Here is a 15,271-nt window from a genome sequence, read left to right as displayed (position 1 = left end):
TGCGCGCTGCTCCCGGGGGCGGCGCCTGACGCGCCTTGCCCGGGCTACAGGTTCATTGCCGTCTGCGGGCCGGTAGCCCGGACAGATGTGCAGCATCGCCTCCGGGAAATTCAGCCACTCTGCGCGCTGCTCCCGGGGGCGGCGCCTGACGCGCCTTGCCCGGGCTACAGGTTCACCGCCGTCTGCGGTCCGGTAGCCCGGACAGATGCGCAGCATCGCCTCCGGGATTTACCGACCTGCTACAGCTCTCTTATTCGATAACGCACGCTGAATCGACAGCACGCTGAACAGCACAATCACCAGCCCCACCAGCGCCAGCCCCTCGATCTTTTGCCCGAGGAAAACCCAGCCTAATAGCACCGCCGTCACCGGACTCAGCAGGCTCATCGCCGACACCGCCACCGGGGAAAGTCGGCTGATACCGCGAAACCACAGGCCGTATGCCAGCATAGCCCCGGCAACGCACAGCCACAGATAGCCCGCCGCCTGAGTCAGCGTCACCTGATGCAGCGGCGGATCGACCAGTAACGCAATTGGTGCCAGTACGATACCGCCAATCAGCAGCTGCCAGCCGGTCAGTGCGATAACCGGCAAAGCGATCGCCCAGCGACGCGACAGCCAGGTTCCCAGCGCCATGCTCATCGCCCCCAGAAACGCCGCGGCGATCCCCAGCGGTTCGAGCGTGGTTTGCGGCGACAGCAGCAGCATCGCCATTCCCGCGATCCCCATAAATGCCGAGAGCACCGCCAGCCAGGGCGATCGCTGACGATCGACGCACCAGGCCAACAGCATCACCAGCAGCGGCTGGATCGCCCCTATCACCGCCGCCAGGCCGCCCGGCAGCCGATAGGCGGCAATAAACAGCAGCGCCTGAAACGCGCCGATATTCAGGATCCCGGTAACGATCAGCTTCCACCACTCGGCGCGCAGCGGGAAACGGCGGCTCCAGATCAGCAGAGCGATCCCGGCCGGCAGCACCCGCAGCAGCGCGGCGATAAACGGCCGATCCGGCGGCAGAAACTGCGAGGTCACAATATAGGTGCTGCCCCAGATGGCGGGGGCCAGCGCGGTTAAAAACAGATCAACCATCAAATTGCGCGAAACAAAGGCCATGATTTTATCTTCACATCAAGGTAAATTGTGGCCTAAGTATGTATCGATATTTATCTTGATATCAAGACAAGTGAGCATTAATGGACAAATCACCGCAGACCGACGCCGTGGATCGCATTCTTGAACAGTGGAAACGGGAACGCCCCGATCTCGATTGCAGTCCGATGGGGCCGTTTGGCCGCCTGAAACGCTGCGCGCTGCTGCTGGAGCCGCGCATTGAAGCGGCTTTTCTTTGCCATGATTTAGTGCGCTGGGAGTTTGATATGCTGGCGACGTTGCGGCGGGCGGGCGAACCGTTCGTGCTGTCGCCCACCCAGCTATTTTCAACGTTAATGATCACCTCCGGCACCATGACCCATCGTCTGAAAGCGCTGGAAAAACGGGGGTTTATTCGCCGTCTGCCAAACCCGGACGATGCGCGCAGCATGCTGGTCGCGCTGACGCCAGAAGGGCGAGAGTTAATCGACAGAGCGGTGGAAAGTCACGTGGAGAATGAGCGGATGCTGCTAAGTGGACTCTCTGCGGCGCAGCGCCAGCAGCTTGATGAAGCGCTGACGATTTTTATGCGCCTGCTGGAAAAAGAGTAATACCCACCCGCTTTGAATAAGGCGCTTACCTTGTTGCCGGATGGCGGTTGATGAAGCACCACCGTTATTTCCCGGAGGCGATGCTGCGCATCTGTCCGGGCTACCGGCCCGCGGACGGCGGTGAACCCGTAGCCCCGGTAAGGCGTTAGCCGCGACCGGGGAGCAGAGCGCAGAGTAGCTGAATTTCCCGGAGGCGATGCTGCGCATCTGTCCGGGCTACCGGCCCGCGGACGGCTGTTAACCTGTAGCCCGGGCAGACGCTTTGCGCCGCTCCCGGGAGCTGATCGCAGAGTGGCATAATCACCCCTTACCGAGCGGAAACGGGCGATCCTGCACAACCGTTTTCATCACCAGCGTCGACTGCAGGTGCTGCACGCCGGGCATTGCCGAGAGTTTGTCATCATACAGTTTCTGGAACGCCGGGAGATCGCGGGTTACCACGTGCATCAGGTAGTCCGGATCGCCAAACAGGCGCTGCGCCAGCACGATTTGCGGTATCTCTTCCACCGCCTCCTCAAACGCGCTTACCGCTTTCTTATCGCCCTCTTTTAGCGTCGCGAAGACGATCGCCAAAAAGTTAAAGCCCATTTTGGCCGGATCCAGATTAGCCCGATAGCCGGTAATCACCCCTTCTTGCTCCAGCGTCCGCAGCCGTCGATGACAGGGCGAAAGGCTGAGATTCACCCGCTCGGCCAGCTCGGTTATCGACAGCCGTCCGTCAGCCTGTAGCTCAGCAAGAATTTTTCGATCGATGCTATCCATTTGGAAGATTTTCCCTCAGAAGAACGTCTTAAAGCATAACATTGAAAGCTCATTGCGCAATAAACTCGATATTCTTTCCCTCAAATAACCGCCGCTTAACGAGGGAAAATGATGAGAAATTGCCGTCAGCACGCAGAGGTGAGCCGTCCATGGAAATGAGCTTTATCGCCAGCTTTTGGCTGGTCTCCTTTCTGCTGATCATTACGCCGGGCGCTGACTGGGCCTATACCATCAGCGCGGGGATCAACGGACGGCGCGTGATACCCGCCGTCGCCGGACTCATGTCTGGTCACCTGCTGGCCACGCTGATCGTCATCGCCGGAATCGGCGTGTTAATCGCCAATCATCCGCTGGCGCTATCGACGCTCACGCTGCTGGGCGCGGGCTATCTGATGTGGCTGGGGATCGCTATTTTACGCCATCCGCCGATGCCTGATACCCAGCAGCACAGCGCGGGCAGCTGGAATCGCTGGGCGATTAAGGGGTTATGCATTAGCGGCCTGAATCCAAAAGTCTTTCTTCTGTTTCTGGCCCTCCTGCCGCAGTTTACCGACCCCCAGGGAAGCTGGTCGGTTACGCAGCAAATGCTGATACTCAGCAGTTTACATCTGTTAACCTGCACACTGGTTTACCTGGTCGTTGGATACTGTTCACGCGCTATTTTAACAACCCGCCCTCATGTGGCGTATTTAATTAGTATGCTATCCGGCTCTATTATGATTCTGACCGCCTCCATCCTGATTTACGGAGAGTTGACTTAACCAAATAGCCAGAGTGTGAGATCAGATCTCACACTCAGTGTTATTCGTTGTTGTGCCGAAGCTAAAGCTTATATGTGAATATGCATATGCCAATCTTTGATTATGTACAGCTATTTGATACATGTAACATCTCTACTATCCTTCTCATCCATTACGTAGTTATACGTAATTCCCCCTCTCTCTTAAATGTTGAAATTGGTTTACTTCAGTCAGCTTTTTTAGTTTTGTTTAACATGTGTTGTAGTTTCTCTTTAGTAAAAAAGATATATTATCTTCGCACTGAGTTGGTTCCAGGAAAACCCTCACATCAAACAATTTAACTTATTAATTTTTCAACAATTAATAAATCAAAAAGCAAGCCAACGGTATTTTTGGGATTGAGACTCAAATACATGCCAGCATCATAAAAATGGATATAAACAAACAGCACACCATAACAAATGATACAATTCACCTCGCAAATTGAATACAACAAATAAATCATGAGAAGCATGTGAAGTAGCATAATAAAAGAATATCTATTGTACGTAACTCAAGCGGCTACAACTCTTTTATGCCACCAACTCTTACGCTTACTGGCTGGACTTCAATTTCCGCTCCGAGACATAAATCAGGCCCATTATATACTTATCCGAAATAGTATTGATTTCACACGCAGAAAAAAATCAATCTAAACATTCATGTTCAAGAAATAAAATGGAGTAATAATATATACCCTAAATAATTCGAATTACTGAACAAAGCGAATAAACGTTTTGAATAGCGCTTAGGCTGGCCCCGACGGGGTGAAGCTGAAAGGCGAGTCCCCGGGAGTTACTGGAGTCAGTAACGGGGGTGAGCGAAAGCCCGTAAGGGCAAGGTCATCATGGATGATGACGAGTCACTCAGAAGCCAATGCGCAAGCAAGTGGAAGTATGACCGGTATCCATTAGTTAAATGGCTGTTAGCTGGATGCTAGCCCCATATCGCGTAATAAAAGGGACATTATGAAGAGCAATACAGGCAATACGAAAAGGAATTTCTTAACGCAAAACGAAATTGAGGCACTGTTAGCCGCAGCGAACACAGGAGCTCACGCCACACGTAACTACTGTTTGACGTTGTTGTGCTTTATTCACGGGCTACGCGCCAGTGAGATCTGCCGTCTGCGGGTCTCAGATATCGATCTTCAGTCAAAATGTATCTACGTCCACCGGCTGAAAAGAGGATTCTCGACCTCCCACCCATTAATTAATAAAGAAATTCAGGCATTAAAAAGCTGGCTGACTGTTCGGGAAACCTATCCGCAGGCAGACAGCGAATGGTTATTTTTGTCACGTAAAGGAAATCCTTTATCGCGGCAGCAGTTTTATCATGTTATCTCAGTCGCAGGTGGCAATGCCGGCCTGCCAATTGAAATCCATCCGCATATGCTTCGCCACTCATGTGGTTTTGCTCTGGCCAACATGGGCATTGATACCCGTCTGATTCAGGACTATCTCGGACATCGAAATATTCGCCATACCGTCTGGTATACCGCCAGCAATGCCGGTCGTTTCTATGGTATCTGGGATAGCGCCCGCGATAAAAAAAGGCGAGTTATTTTATAACCCTTCTCTTCGACGCCGATTACGGCGTCGAAATCCTTCCGTACGCAGCGAATACATCTTTAGCGCCAACACATACCCACCCGTTACTATTAAAATCAAAACAGTCACACACATAACTACATTGCAAAATAATTATGACTTTCCGCACTGATTTGCTGTAATGCAAAATATTTAAGTAAGATATTTCTCAAACCCATCAGATTTAATTATTTTTCCTTTAATTTTAATAACCTGATAGCAGGGGGACTGCGCGTCTCTTGTGATATCAAATAAAAATCGATAAACATTATGGGTGACAAATTTGTCAGCTTGAACTTATCACAGCTTCAGTAACCCGTATTTATATACCCTAAATAAATCGCGTTGCAGGACAACACGGTTAACCGTTTTGCACAGCGCTTGCGCTGGCCGCGTAAGGAGGAGGCCGAGTATTGCCAACGCACAAGCAACTGGAAGTATGACGGGTATATGCGCAGATAATTTTCGGCTTTATTGCGGTGCGTCTGACGCATGCTGATGATTTGTCCCGCGACATCCGCCCACATGCATATATCAGGAGTGATACATTATGAATCGACGTCGTTTTCTTACAGCTAAAGAAGTTCAGGCAATGATGTTAGCTGTACGTCATGGCCCTACCGGCGAACGCGATTATTGCCTTATCTTGCTAGCGTTTCGCCATGGTATGCGCATCAGTGAACTTCTTGATTTGCATTATCGGGATTTTGATCTCAATGAAGGACGCATCAATATCCGTCGGCTGAAGAACGGCTTCTCCACGGTGCATCCCTTGCGTTTTGATGAACGTGACGCGCTTGAATGCTGGAGCCAGATTCGCGCCAGTTGGTATAGGGCAGATAAAAGCGATGCGGTGTTCATCTCGCGCCGCGGCACCCGACTTTCCCGTCAACAGGCTTACCGCATCATTAAAAGCGCAGGTATCGCTGCCGGCACCGCTACGCCTACCCATCCGCATATGTTACGCCATGCCTGTGGTTACGAACTGGCAGAGAGAGGAGCGGATACCCGCCTGATACAGGATTATCTCGGTCATCGTAACATTCGCCACACAGTACGATATACCGCCAGTAACGCTGCTCGATTCGCTGGATTATGGGAGAGAAAAAACTTATTAGCTGAAAATTTATACAATCAATAATTTATGGCTAATTTATTGATTTTTTTCTTTTTTTTGAAAAACGAATGGGTCAATTAGGACCAAACTGTCCGTATGATAAAAAAGTTTTGAAACATTCTGCAACTCAAATATGTTCTTTTTTGGCAAAATAAATATAACACCCTGATTTATAAATAAATTACCCTCCACCATTTATGGTATTCCTCCTCCTGTTTCAGCATATTCACTTTTCCATCGACTCTCATCATCAGCTTGTTTGTTTTCCTTTCCCACCTCACCACATACGATAAAAAACCAGAAAAACAACAAAAAACAGATTAAAAACCCGCTTAAAAAAATGAAAAGCGATAAAACAAGATATTTATTTCAATGAGTCAAAATGGTCCTAACTGTTACATCAGTCAGGTAAAAACTTTGAAGAACCGGCAGTCGGACCATCGGCTAAAAATGGAGTGCCTGGAAGGCATAACGACTGCCAACAACGGTTCGTAATATCGATAATGTTTAAAGGAAAACAACATGAAAATCAAAACACTGGCTATCGTTGCTCTGTCAGCTCTTTCCCTGAGTTCTACCGTTGCTCTGGCCGCAACCACCACCGTAAACGGCGGCACCGTGCATTTTAAAGGGGAAGTGGTCAACGCAGCCTGTGCGGTAGATGCCGGTTCTCTCGATCAAACCGTTATGTTAGGTCAGGTGCGTTCAGCAAAACTGGCTACCGCTGGCAGCACCAGCTCTTCCGTTGGTTTCAATATCCAGCTGGATGAATGTGACACCACCGTTGCAACTAAAGCGTCTGTTGCGTTCTCTGGTACTGCGGTTAATAACACCAATACAAACGTACTGGCACTGCAGAACTCCGCTGCGGGCAGCGCAACCAACGTTGGCGTACAGATCCTCGACAGCACCGGTACCCCGCTGGCACTGGATGGCGCAACCTTCAGCAAGGCGTCTACCCTGAACGACGGCACTAACGTCATTTCGTTCCAGGCTCGCTACTACGCAACCGGTGCAGCCACTGCCGGTATCGCTAACGCTGACGCGACCTTTAAAGTCCAGTACGAATAATCCATTTGTTGGCAAGGAAGCAATTCGGGCCAGGATGGCCCGTTTTTCACTAAACAACTGGAGCGATCACGATGCATAAAATGAGATTAGGTTTGTTCATTTTTCTGCTACCGCCACTCGCCCTGGCGGGTAATCGGTGGAACGTCACTTTACCCGGTGGAAATATGCGTTTTCAGGGAGAAATTATCGCTGAATCCTGCCGGGTAGAAGCCGGGGATAGGCAGATGATCGTCAATATGGGACAGATCTCCAGTAACCGATTTCACTCAGCCGGCGAGGATACCGCCCCTGTGTCTTTCGATATTCATCTGCAGGACTGTAATACCACCGTTAGCCGGCATGTTGGCGTAGCGTTCAGAGGGGTCGCAGACGGTAAGAATCCAGACGTACTTTCGATTGGTGAAGGACCGGGGATTGCTACAGGTATAGGTATCGCGCTATTCGACAAACATAACAGCCTCATACCGCTCAATCACCCTCCCAGAAGGTGGATGCAAATTTATTCCGGGCCTACCACTCTCCATTTCGTTGCAAAGTATCGGGCCACAGGAAAACAGGTGACTGGAGGCGTCGCAAATGCGCAGGCCTCATTTTCTTTAACCTATCAATAACTGGCCTGCCAACCTACCGAAAAGGGAAATAACGGTGAATACACAAGGAATATATGTGAAAAATAAGCTGAAAATGACACGTGGCCTGCTGGCAGGCATGATGATGACTGTCCTGGCAAGTTTTACTTCCTCCGCTGAAGCGGGCGTGGCTTTAGGGGCAACCCGAGTTATTTATCCAGCTGAACTCAAACAGGTCCAGCTAGCCGTCACTAATAATGACGAGAAAAGCACCTATTTGATTCAGTCATGGATCGAGAATAATGACGGGAGTAAAGATGGTCATTTTGTCATCACCCCACCGTTATTTTCTATGCAGGGGAAAAAAGAAAATACTCTGCGAATTATCGATGCCACTAACAATCAATTACCGCAGGATCGGGAAACGCTTTTCTGGATCAATGTTAAAGCTATTCCTTCAATGGATAAATCAAAGCTTAATGATAATACCCTGCAGTTGGCAATTATCAGCCGTATCAAGCTCTATTATCGCCCGGCAAACCTGGCGCTCTCGCCAGATCAGGCTGCAGAAAAACTAACATTTCGTCGTAATGGAAATGTTCTCACGCTTAGCAATCCAACGCCGTACTACCAGACGGTCACCGAGCTTAATGCTGGAAAACGGGTACTGGAAAATGCGCTGGTGCCGCCTTTAGGAGAGACCTCCGTCAAATTACCGTCCGATTCAGGTAGCGAAATTACCTACCGGACAATTAATGATTATGGCGCGCTGACCCCGAAAATGACGGGTAAAACCCAATAACTTAAGGCAATAGTTAACGCTATCGCTTGAAATAAAAAGAACTGACAGCCGGCGATTTTAGACCGGAGGGACTATGTCATATTTGAAATATGGACTTTACCATTTGGGCTCACAATGCATTCGACGCAATAACCTGCGCTCAACACGCATCCTGGCCAGGATTCCCCTTTTTATTTTACTCACCTCACAGGCTTTTTCTGCGCAGGCAGAGTTTTATTTCAATCCACGGTTCCTGTCAGACGATCCTACCGCCGTAGCGGATCTGTCCGGTTTTGAAAATGGACAAGAGATACCGCCGGGAACCTACCGTGTGGATATATACCTCAATGACGGTTATATGACCACCCGCGACGTCACGTTTGATGCCGGAGATAAAGGTAAAGGATTGCTGCCCTGCCTTACCCGCGGGCAGTTGGCCAGCATGGGCCTCAGCACCTCTTCAATCGCAGGGCTGGGGGAACTGCCCGCCGATAGCTGCGTCCCCTTACTTGAGATGATCGAGGATATGACGATCCGTTTCGATGTGGCTCAACAACGTCTTTACCTCACCATTCCTCAGGCATTTATGGGCAACCGCGCCCGCGGTAGCATTCCTCCGGAGCTGTGGGATGATGGTATCAATGCGCTACTGCTGAACTACAGCTTCACCGGCAACACCGTGCATAACGATATCGGCGGCAGCAGCAACTACGCGTACCTGAACCTGCAGAGCGGGCTGAATCTGGGCGCCTGGCGCCTGCGCGACAACACCACCTGGAGCTACAGCAGCGGTTCCGCAAACAACGAAAATCAATGGCAGCACATTAACACCTGGCTGGAGCGAGACGTTACGCCATTACGCTCGCGCCTGACCCTTGGCGACAGCTACACCAACGGCGATATCTTTGACGGCATCAACTTCCGCGGCGCGCAGTTAGCTTCCGACGATAATATGCTGCCGGACAGCCAGAAGGGTTTCGCCCCGGTCATTCACGGGATTGCCCGCGGCACGGCCCAGGTCTCGATTAAACAGAACGGGTATGAGATCTACCAGAGCACGGTACCGCCCGGCCCGTTTACCATCAACGATCTCTATGCGGCCGGTAATAGCGGCGATCTACAGGTCACCATCAAAGAGGCCGACGGCAGCAGTCAGGTGTTCACCGTCCCTTACTCTTCCGTTCCGGTGCTCCAGCGCGAAGGCTACTCCCGCTATACGGTCACCGCCGGCGAGTACCGCAGCGGCAACAATCAGCAGGAGAAACCTAAATTCTTCCAGGGCACGTTGCTGCAAGGACTCCCGGCGGGCTGGACGCTGTACGGCGGCACCCAGCTGGCGGACCGCTACCACGCCTTTAACCTCGGCGTGGGGAAAAACATGGGGGAGCTGGGGGCGCTGTCGCTGGATGTCACCCAGGCCAATGCCACCCTGCCCGATGACAGCGATCACCAGGGTCAGTCGGTCCGCTTCCTCTATAACAAGTCGCTGACGGATACGGGCACCAATATTCAGCTGGTGGGTTACCGCTACTCCACGCACGGCTACTTCAGCTTCGCCGATACCACCTACAGCCGGATGAGCGGCTACAACGTCGCGACCCAGGACGGGGTGATTGAAGTGAAGCCGACGTTCACCGACTACTACAACCTCGCTTACAACAAGCGCGGCAAAATACAGGCCAGCATCACCCAGCAGCTGGGGCGTACTGCGACTCTTTACCTGAACGGCAGTCATCAGACCTACTGGGGCACCGGCAAGGCCGATCAGCAGCTCCAGGCGGGGCTGAACACCGCCGTCAATGATATCAACTGGACGCTCAGCTACAGCCTGACCAAAAACGCCTGGCAGCAGGGGCGCGACCAGATGCTGGCAGTCAACGTCAATATTCCGTTCAGCCACTGGCTGCGTTCCGACAGCAAATCGGCCTGGCGGCACGCCAGCGCCAGTAGCAGCATGTCAAACGATCTGCATGGTCGGATGAGCACTCTGGCGGGCCTGCACGGCACGCTGCTGGAGGACAACAACCTGAGCTACAGCATGCAGACCGGCTACGCCGGCGGCGGTGAGGGCAACAGCGGCGGCACCGGCTACGCGGCGCTGAACTACCGCGGCGGCTACGGCAACGCCAACGTCGGCTACAGCCGCAGCGACGGTATCAAACAGCTGTACTACGGCCTGAGCGGCGGCGTGCTGGCTCACGCCGACGGCGTCACCCTGAGCCAGCCGATGAACGACACGGTGGTGCTGATCAAAGCCCCCGGCGCAGACAACGTCAAAGTGGAAAACCAGACCGGGGTTCAGACCGACTGGCGCGGCTACGCCGTGCTGCCCTACGCCACCGAATACCGGGAAAACCGGGTGGCGCTGGACACCAACAGCCTGGCCGATAACGTCGACCTGGACGATGCGGTTGTCAGCGTCGTCCCGACCCACGGCGCGATTGCCCGTGCGGAGTTTAAAGCCCACGTCGGGCTCAAGCTGCTGATGTCGCTCATCTATAACGGAAAGCCGGTTCCCTTCGGCGCGCTGGTCACCCCGGCCGGTAGCCAGGGCAGCAGCATCGTCGCCGATAACGGCCAGGTCTATCTAAGCGGGATGCCGCTGGCCGGCAAAGTCCTGGCGAAATGGGGCGAAGGTCCGAACGCCAGCTGCGAGGCTGACTACAGCCTGCCGCCCGAAAGTAAGAACCAGGCATTGAGCCAGCTGTCGGCAGTCTGCCGTTAAGGAAGTCATGATGATGAGAATACCTTTTTATCTGCTGAGCGCCGTCCTGTCGCTGGTGATTACCAACGCCAGCGCGGCGGACAGCACCATCACCATCAGCGGCTACGTTCGCGATAACGCCTGCGCCGTGGCGGGTGAGTCGAAAGATTTTACCGTCGATCTGATGGATAACGCCACGAAGCAGCTGCATAGGGTTGGAGCCACAACGCCTTTGGTGCCGTTTCGCATTGTGCTGTCGCCCTGCGGCAGCGCGGTCACCTCGGTGAAGGTCGGCTTTGTTGGCGTTGCCGACAGCATCAATACCGACCTGTTACAGCTCGATCGCGGCACTTCAGCGGCGGCGGGGATGGGCGTGCAGATCCTTGACGCGCAGCAGACGGCGCTGCCGCTTAATGCCGCGTCGTCTGCAATCCCGTGGACTATTCTGACCCCCAGCCGGACCAACACGCTGAACTTTTACGCCCGGCTGATGACCACCCGGGTGCCGGTCACCGCCGGGCACGTTAGTGCTACCGCGACATTCACGCTCGAATTCCAGTAAACGGAGGCTCTGATGAAATGGATTCATGCCGGGTGGCTTCTGGCAATCACGCTGACCGCATTTTCCCCGGTGCTGCAGGCCACCGACATTACTATTACCGTTAACGGCAAAGTGGTGGCCAAACCCTGTACCGTTTCCACCACTAACGCCAGCGTCGATCTGGGGGAACTCTATACCTTCAGCCTGGTATCAGCAGGTTCCGCGTCGGCCTGGCACAGTACCGAGCTCGATTTAAGCAACTGCCCGGAGGGCACTTCACGGGTGGTAGCCACTTTTAGTGGCACAGCAGACAGCACCGGCTATTACAAAAATCAGGGGACTGCGGGCAATATCCAGCTCGAATTGCAGGATAACAGCGGCACAACGCTTAATAACGGAAAACAGAAGTCGGTTGAGGTTAACGATAGCTCGCAGTCGGTGCGTTTTCCACTGCAAGTCCGCGCTTTATCAATCAACGGCGGCGCCACCCAAGGAACTATTCAGGCGGTGATTAACGTCACCTATACCTACGCCTGAGCCAGGAGAGTGTGTTAATGAAAAATGTCCTTGTTCTTTTTACTACCCTGCTTCTAATAGGCTGGTCGCTGGGTGCCGCGGCATTCACCTGTAAAGTTGTCAATTCAGGGCAAACGCTGCCTGCCGGCTCGGCGAGTGTTTACGTCGCTCTGAATCCTTCTATTGGCGTGGGGCAAAACTTGATTGTCGATTTATCCTCTTCAATAGACTGTAAAAATGACGACTTAAGCAACTCAATTATTGACTACGTTAACCTCACCAGCGGTACTGCATTTGGTGGGGCATTGGCAGCGTTTACCGGTAGCATTTATTGGGATAAAAATAGTTATCCATTACCAATGAATAATGATTCATCAGTGTATTCTATCACCCATAAGGACTATCGCGGGTTGCCGTTGCGCATGTATCTTACGGCAACAGGCACCGCGAGCGGCGTCGTGATTAATGCTGGCGAACTCATAGCGAGACTTAATATGCATAAAGTTGCCAGCGACGGAAACCCCAGGGATTTTACCTGGAATATCTACGCTAATAATAATGTTGTCGTCCCCACTGGCGGTTGCGACGTGTCAACCCGAGATGTCATCGTCACGCTTCCAGACTACCCGGGCACAATGGCTGTCCCCGTCACGATTCACTGCGCACAAAATCAAAACATCGCTTATTACCTGACGGGGACAACGGCGGACACGAGTAATTCCATTTTCCGCAACACTGCTTCCGCCTCACCAGCGCAGGGAATTGGCGTGCAGATGGTTCGCAATGGTACCGTCATCCCTGCCAACCGTAACGTCTCGCTGGGTAAGGTAGGCACCTCATCGGTGAACCTGGGTCTGACCGCTACCTACGCGCGCACCAGCGGCAAGGTGACCGCTGGCAATGTACAATCAATTATTGGGGTAACATTTGTCTATGAGTAATCTCGTAACACGCCGGTTGCCGATGACTTATAATAGAAAGTACCGCAGTACGTGGTGACCAGCTCTCGACTCAAATTGTTGCGCCAGCATGCTGGCGCATTTATTCAGGCGCGAATATCGTCGTACTCGCGAGTATTATCAAATTCATGTTTGGCAAACGGGCATAGCGGAATAATTTTACGCTGCTCGCCGCGCATTTTTTCCACCACTTTCGCCACCAGCTTTTTCCCCACCCCCTGACCTTTCAGGCTGGGGTCGACGTCGGTGTGTTCAATAATGCTGAGGTGCTCGCCCGTGGGTACAAAAACAATTTCCGCCACCTGCTTCCCGTCGGCGTCATTGACGTAAAACTTGTTATGACCTTCCAGTATTTCCATCATTTCCTCGCTTATTTTTGGCGATACTTTAGTGCGCCGCTCGGGCAGGTATCAATAACCTTAACCACCGTGGCCACGTCCACTTCATCCGGGACGATCCACGGTTTGCGTTTCAGGTTGAAAAGCTTCGCGCTACCGCGCACGCAGTTACCCGAGTGCTGACAGATATCGGTGTTAAAGTAGACATCGATTTTCTCGCCGGTATAGGCGCGATAGCCCGCTTCCAGTAGTTCTTTATCCATGACATTGCCTCAGTTCTGACTATTTTTTTAGCTTTGGCTCTAAGCATAGCCCTGCCAACAACCGCTGACTATCGGCGACGGGCGAAATTTATATTCCAGCGGCCTCACGCCATTAATGCAGAATGAATGATTTTCTATGCACTCGTTATCCAAAGAAAATGTTCTGTTTATCGATGAAATACAGACGCTTCGGTTATATCTATCTTTTATTTCCCCGGTAGGGAGATTACACTCATTTCACCTTAACCCGAGCACTCAGGTATTCAGTCTTGAATCGCATTGTAAAGCTGCCGCGCCCTACGCTCTTATTCTTGCTATTTACGCTCTCCGGCTGCTCATTATCCCCGGCGATTCCGGTATTAGGCGCCGCATTCCCGGGCTGGTTTTTCTGCTTAACAGGCGCCGCGCTGTTACTTATTCCCTGCCATATCCTGATTGTGCGTAAAGGATGGCAGTCGCGATTTTCTCCGCTGGTCTTCAGCTATCTGGCGCTGATGTTCCTGTTCGCCACGATTCTGTGGTTCCTGCTCTTCGTAAACTAGATACCTATGACCTCATCCCGCTCAAGCGTTATCCGCAAAAAATGGCCCCTGCTGGCGCTCGTTCTCGCCGCTATCGTGGCGCTGATTCTGGTTATCTGGCAGCTGCAAACCTCGCCGGAAACCAACGATGCCTATGTCTATGCCGACACCATCGACGTGGTGCCGGAAGTGAGCGGGCGGATCGTCGAGATGCCGATTCGCGACAATCAGCGGGTAAAAAAAGGCGACCTGCTGTTCCGCATCGATCCGCGCCCCTACCAGGCGATGCTTGATGATGCCAAAGCGCGGCTGACCACGCTTGATGCGCAGATTATGCTGACTCAGCGCACGATCAAAGCGCAGGAGTACAACGCGCAGTCGGTCAGCGCCGCCGTTGAACGCGCTAAAGCGCTGGTTAAGCAAACCACCTCTTCACGCATTCGCCTTGAGCCGCTGGTACCGCAGGGGTTTGCCTCCCAGGAGGATCTTGATCAGGCGCGAACGGCAGAAAAAGCGGCGCGCGCCGAGCTGGAAGCCACCCTGCTGCAGGCCAAACAGGCTTCCGCCGCCGTGACCGGCGTCGATGCCATGGTGGCGCAGCGGGCGGGCATCCTCGCGCAAATTGCGCTGGCCGAGCTGCACCTCGAATTTACCGAAGTCCGCGCGCCGTTTAACGGCGTGGTGGTGGCGCTGAAAACCACGATCGGCCAGTACGCCTCGGCCCTGAAGCCGGTCTTTACCCTGCTTGATGACGACCACTGGTACGTGGTGGCGAACTTCCGCGAAACCGATTTAAAAAACGTGCGGCCCGGCGTTCCGGCCAGAATCACCGTGATGACCAACCACAGTCGCGCCTTCGAGGGCGTAGTCGACTCGGTCGGCACCGGCGTTCTGCCCGACGGCGGCAGCGTGATTGAAGGCCTGCCGGTGATCCAGAAGAGTATCAACTGGGTCCACGTCTCCCAGCGCTTCCCGGTCAAAATCGCCGTTAAAGACCCCGACCCGAACCTGTTTCGTATGGGCGCCTCCGCCAGCGCCGTTCTGCAGCCGCAATAAGGAGA

General features: G+C 53.0%; 17 protein-coding genes. 13 read left to right on the top strand and 4 right to left on the bottom strand.

Annotated elements, in window-relative coordinates; all coding sequences use genetic code 11:
* Positions 1–228 precede the first annotated feature (228 nt).
* Positions 229–1,113 carry an EamA family transporter gene (locus ABLU87_RS12475; RefSeq protein WP_122117864.1) on the bottom strand — a complete coding sequence of 295 codons (885 nt, stop codon included), beginning with the start codon at positions 1,111–1,113 and terminating at the stop codon, positions 229–231.
* An 80-nt stretch (positions 1,114–1,193) separates the two neighbouring features.
* Here ABLU87_RS12475 and ABLU87_RS12470 point away from each other — a divergent pair, with 80 nt between their 5' ends.
* Positions 1,194–1,700, top strand: coding sequence for a MarR family transcriptional regulator (locus ABLU87_RS12470; RefSeq protein WP_064358511.1), 507 nt, complete (start codon positions 1,194–1,196; stop codon positions 1,698–1,700).
* A 300-nt stretch (positions 1,701–2,000) separates the two neighbouring features.
* On the opposite strand, the gene ABLU87_RS12465 is transcribed toward ABLU87_RS12470, so the two are convergent.
* Positions 2,001–2,462: an Lrp/AsnC family transcriptional regulator gene (locus ABLU87_RS12465; protein ID WP_122117863.1), complete on the bottom strand. Its 462-nt coding sequence runs from the start codon at positions 2,460–2,462 to the stop codon at positions 2,001–2,003.
* Between the two features lie 149 nt (positions 2,463–2,611).
* Between ABLU87_RS12465 and ABLU87_RS12460 the strand changes: the two genes are divergently transcribed.
* The 10 genes from ABLU87_RS12460 to ABLU87_RS12415 all read left to right on the top strand — a co-directional run bounded on the left by ABLU87_RS12460 (position 2,612) and on the right by ABLU87_RS12415 (position 13,070).
* Entirely contained in the window at positions 2,612–3,223 is a 612-nt protein-coding gene (locus tag ABLU87_RS12460) for a LysE family translocator (RefSeq protein ID WP_025106051.1), read from the top strand.
* A 986-nt stretch (positions 3,224–4,209) separates the two neighbouring features.
* Entirely contained in the window at positions 4,210–4,812 is a 603-nt protein-coding gene (locus tag ABLU87_RS12455) for a tyrosine-type DNA invertase (protein ID WP_025106050.1), read from the top strand.
* A 568-nt stretch (positions 4,813–5,380) separates the two neighbouring features.
* Entirely contained in the window at positions 5,381–5,971 is a 591-nt protein-coding gene (locus tag ABLU87_RS12450) for a tyrosine-type DNA invertase (protein ID WP_025106049.1), read from the top strand.
* Positions 5,972–6,469: 498 nt separating this feature from the next.
* Positions 6,470–7,018 (top strand): type 1 fimbrial major subunit FimA, encoded by a 549-nt coding sequence (gene fimA, locus ABLU87_RS12445; protein WP_064404193.1) that lies wholly within the window; start codon positions 6,470–6,472, stop codon positions 7,016–7,018.
* Between the two features lie 71 nt (positions 7,019–7,089).
* A complete protein-coding gene (locus tag ABLU87_RS12440; RefSeq protein ID WP_122117958.1) occupies positions 7,090–7,629 on the top strand; it encodes a fimbrial protein in 540 nt (179 codons plus the stop codon).
* A 73-nt stretch (positions 7,630–7,702) separates the two neighbouring features.
* A complete protein-coding gene (locus ABLU87_RS12435) occupies positions 7,703–8,389 on the top strand; it encodes a fimbria/pilus periplasmic chaperone (protein ID WP_029946879.1) in 687 nt (228 codons plus the stop codon).
* A gap of 73 nt (positions 8,390–8,462) precedes the next feature.
* Positions 8,463–11,093 carry a fimbrial biogenesis usher protein gene (locus ABLU87_RS12430; RefSeq protein WP_196942053.1) on the top strand — a complete coding sequence of 877 codons (2,631 nt, stop codon included), beginning with the start codon at positions 8,463–8,465 and terminating at the stop codon, positions 11,091–11,093.
* A gap of 10 nt (positions 11,094–11,103) precedes the next feature.
* On the top strand, positions 11,104–11,634 hold the full coding sequence (locus tag ABLU87_RS12425) for a fimbrial protein (protein WP_102803217.1): 531 nt from the start codon (positions 11,104–11,106) through the stop codon (positions 11,632–11,634).
* Positions 11,635–11,646: 12 nt separating this feature from the next.
* On the top strand, positions 11,647–12,150 hold the full coding sequence (locus ABLU87_RS12420) for a fimbrial protein (protein WP_025106043.1): 504 nt from the start codon (positions 11,647–11,649) through the stop codon (positions 12,148–12,150).
* A gap of 17 nt (positions 12,151–12,167) precedes the next feature.
* Entirely contained in the window at positions 12,168–13,070 is a 903-nt protein-coding gene (locus ABLU87_RS12415; protein ID WP_025106042.1) for a fimbrial protein, read from the top strand.
* Positions 13,071–13,174: 104 nt separating this feature from the next.
* Here the strand turns inward: ABLU87_RS12415 and ABLU87_RS12410 are convergent, their stop codons facing one another.
* Together ABLU87_RS12410 and yjdI are read right to left on the bottom strand one after the other, a co-directional pair.
* A complete protein-coding gene (locus ABLU87_RS12410) occupies positions 13,175–13,447 on the bottom strand; it encodes a GNAT family N-acetyltransferase (protein WP_014226706.1) in 273 nt (90 codons plus the stop codon).
* Positions 13,448–13,458: 11 nt separating this feature from the next.
* The gene (gene yjdI / locus ABLU87_RS12405; protein WP_004134525.1) at positions 13,459–13,689 is read right to left on the bottom strand and encodes a 4Fe-4S mono-cluster protein YjdI; all 231 of its coding nucleotides are present in this window, start codon (positions 13,687–13,689) and stop codon (positions 13,459–13,461) included.
* Between the two features lie 269 nt (positions 13,690–13,958).
* Here yjdI and ABLU87_RS12400 point away from each other — a divergent pair, with 269 nt between their 5' ends.
* Both ABLU87_RS12400 and mdtN read left to right on the top strand, forming a co-directional pair.
* A complete protein-coding gene (locus ABLU87_RS12400) occupies positions 13,959–14,231 on the top strand; it encodes a YtcA family lipoprotein (protein ID WP_014226707.1) in 273 nt (90 codons plus the stop codon).
* Between the two features lie 6 nt (positions 14,232–14,237).
* Entirely contained in the window at positions 14,238–15,266 is a 1,029-nt protein-coding gene (gene mdtN / locus ABLU87_RS12395; protein WP_014226708.1) for a multidrug transporter subunit MdtN, read from the top strand.
* The last annotated feature ends 5 nt before the right edge of the window (positions 15,267–15,271 follow it).

It is taken from the genome of Klebsiella sp. CB_Kp196 (assembly GCF_040061575.1).
Taxonomy (GTDB): domain Bacteria; phylum Pseudomonadota; class Gammaproteobacteria; order Enterobacterales; family Enterobacteriaceae; genus Klebsiella; species Klebsiella michiganensis.
This window is presented reverse-complemented; position numbering and strand designations above follow the sequence as displayed.

Coding starts and splice junctions, on each gene's coding strand:
- ABLU87_RS12430 (WP_196942053.1), top strand. CDS start 8,463: ATGTCATATTTGAAATATGGACTTTACCATTTGGGCTCACAATGCATT.
- ABLU87_RS12470 (WP_064358511.1), top strand. CDS start 1,194: ATGGACAAATCACCGCAGACCGACGCCGTGGATCGCATTCTTGAACAG.
- ABLU87_RS12420 (WP_025106043.1), top strand. CDS start 11,647: ATGAAATGGATTCATGCCGGGTGGCTTCTGGCAATCACGCTGACCGCA.
- ABLU87_RS12455 (WP_025106050.1), top strand. CDS start 4,210: ATGAAGAGCAATACAGGCAATACGAAAAGGAATTTCTTAACGCAAAAC.
- mdtN (WP_014226708.1), top strand. CDS start 14,238: ATGACCTCATCCCGCTCAAGCGTTATCCGCAAAAAATGGCCCCTGCTG.
- ABLU87_RS12440 (WP_122117958.1), top strand. CDS start 7,090: ATGCATAAAATGAGATTAGGTTTGTTCATTTTTCTGCTACCGCCACTC.
- ABLU87_RS12475 (WP_122117864.1), bottom strand. CDS start 1,113: ATGGCCTTTGTTTCGCGCAATTTGATGGTTGATCTGTTTTTAACCGCG.
- ABLU87_RS12450 (WP_025106049.1), top strand. CDS start 5,381: ATGAATCGACGTCGTTTTCTTACAGCTAAAGAAGTTCAGGCAATGATG.
- ABLU87_RS12460 (WP_025106051.1), top strand. CDS start 2,612: ATGGAAATGAGCTTTATCGCCAGCTTTTGGCTGGTCTCCTTTCTGCTG.
- ABLU87_RS12410 (WP_014226706.1), bottom strand. CDS start 13,447: ATGGAAATACTGGAAGGTCATAACAAGTTTTACGTCAATGACGCCGAC.
- yjdI (WP_004134525.1), bottom strand. CDS start 13,689: ATGGATAAAGAACTACTGGAAGCGGGCTATCGCGCCTATACCGGCGAG.
- ABLU87_RS12435 (WP_029946879.1), top strand. CDS start 7,703: ATGACACGTGGCCTGCTGGCAGGCATGATGATGACTGTCCTGGCAAGT.
- ABLU87_RS12415 (WP_025106042.1), top strand. CDS start 12,168: ATGAAAAATGTCCTTGTTCTTTTTACTACCCTGCTTCTAATAGGCTGG.
- ABLU87_RS12425 (WP_102803217.1), top strand. CDS start 11,104: ATGATGAGAATACCTTTTTATCTGCTGAGCGCCGTCCTGTCGCTGGTG.
- fimA (WP_064404193.1), top strand. CDS start 6,470: ATGAAAATCAAAACACTGGCTATCGTTGCTCTGTCAGCTCTTTCCCTG.
- ABLU87_RS12465 (WP_122117863.1), bottom strand. CDS start 2,462: ATGGATAGCATCGATCGAAAAATTCTTGCTGAGCTACAGGCTGACGGA.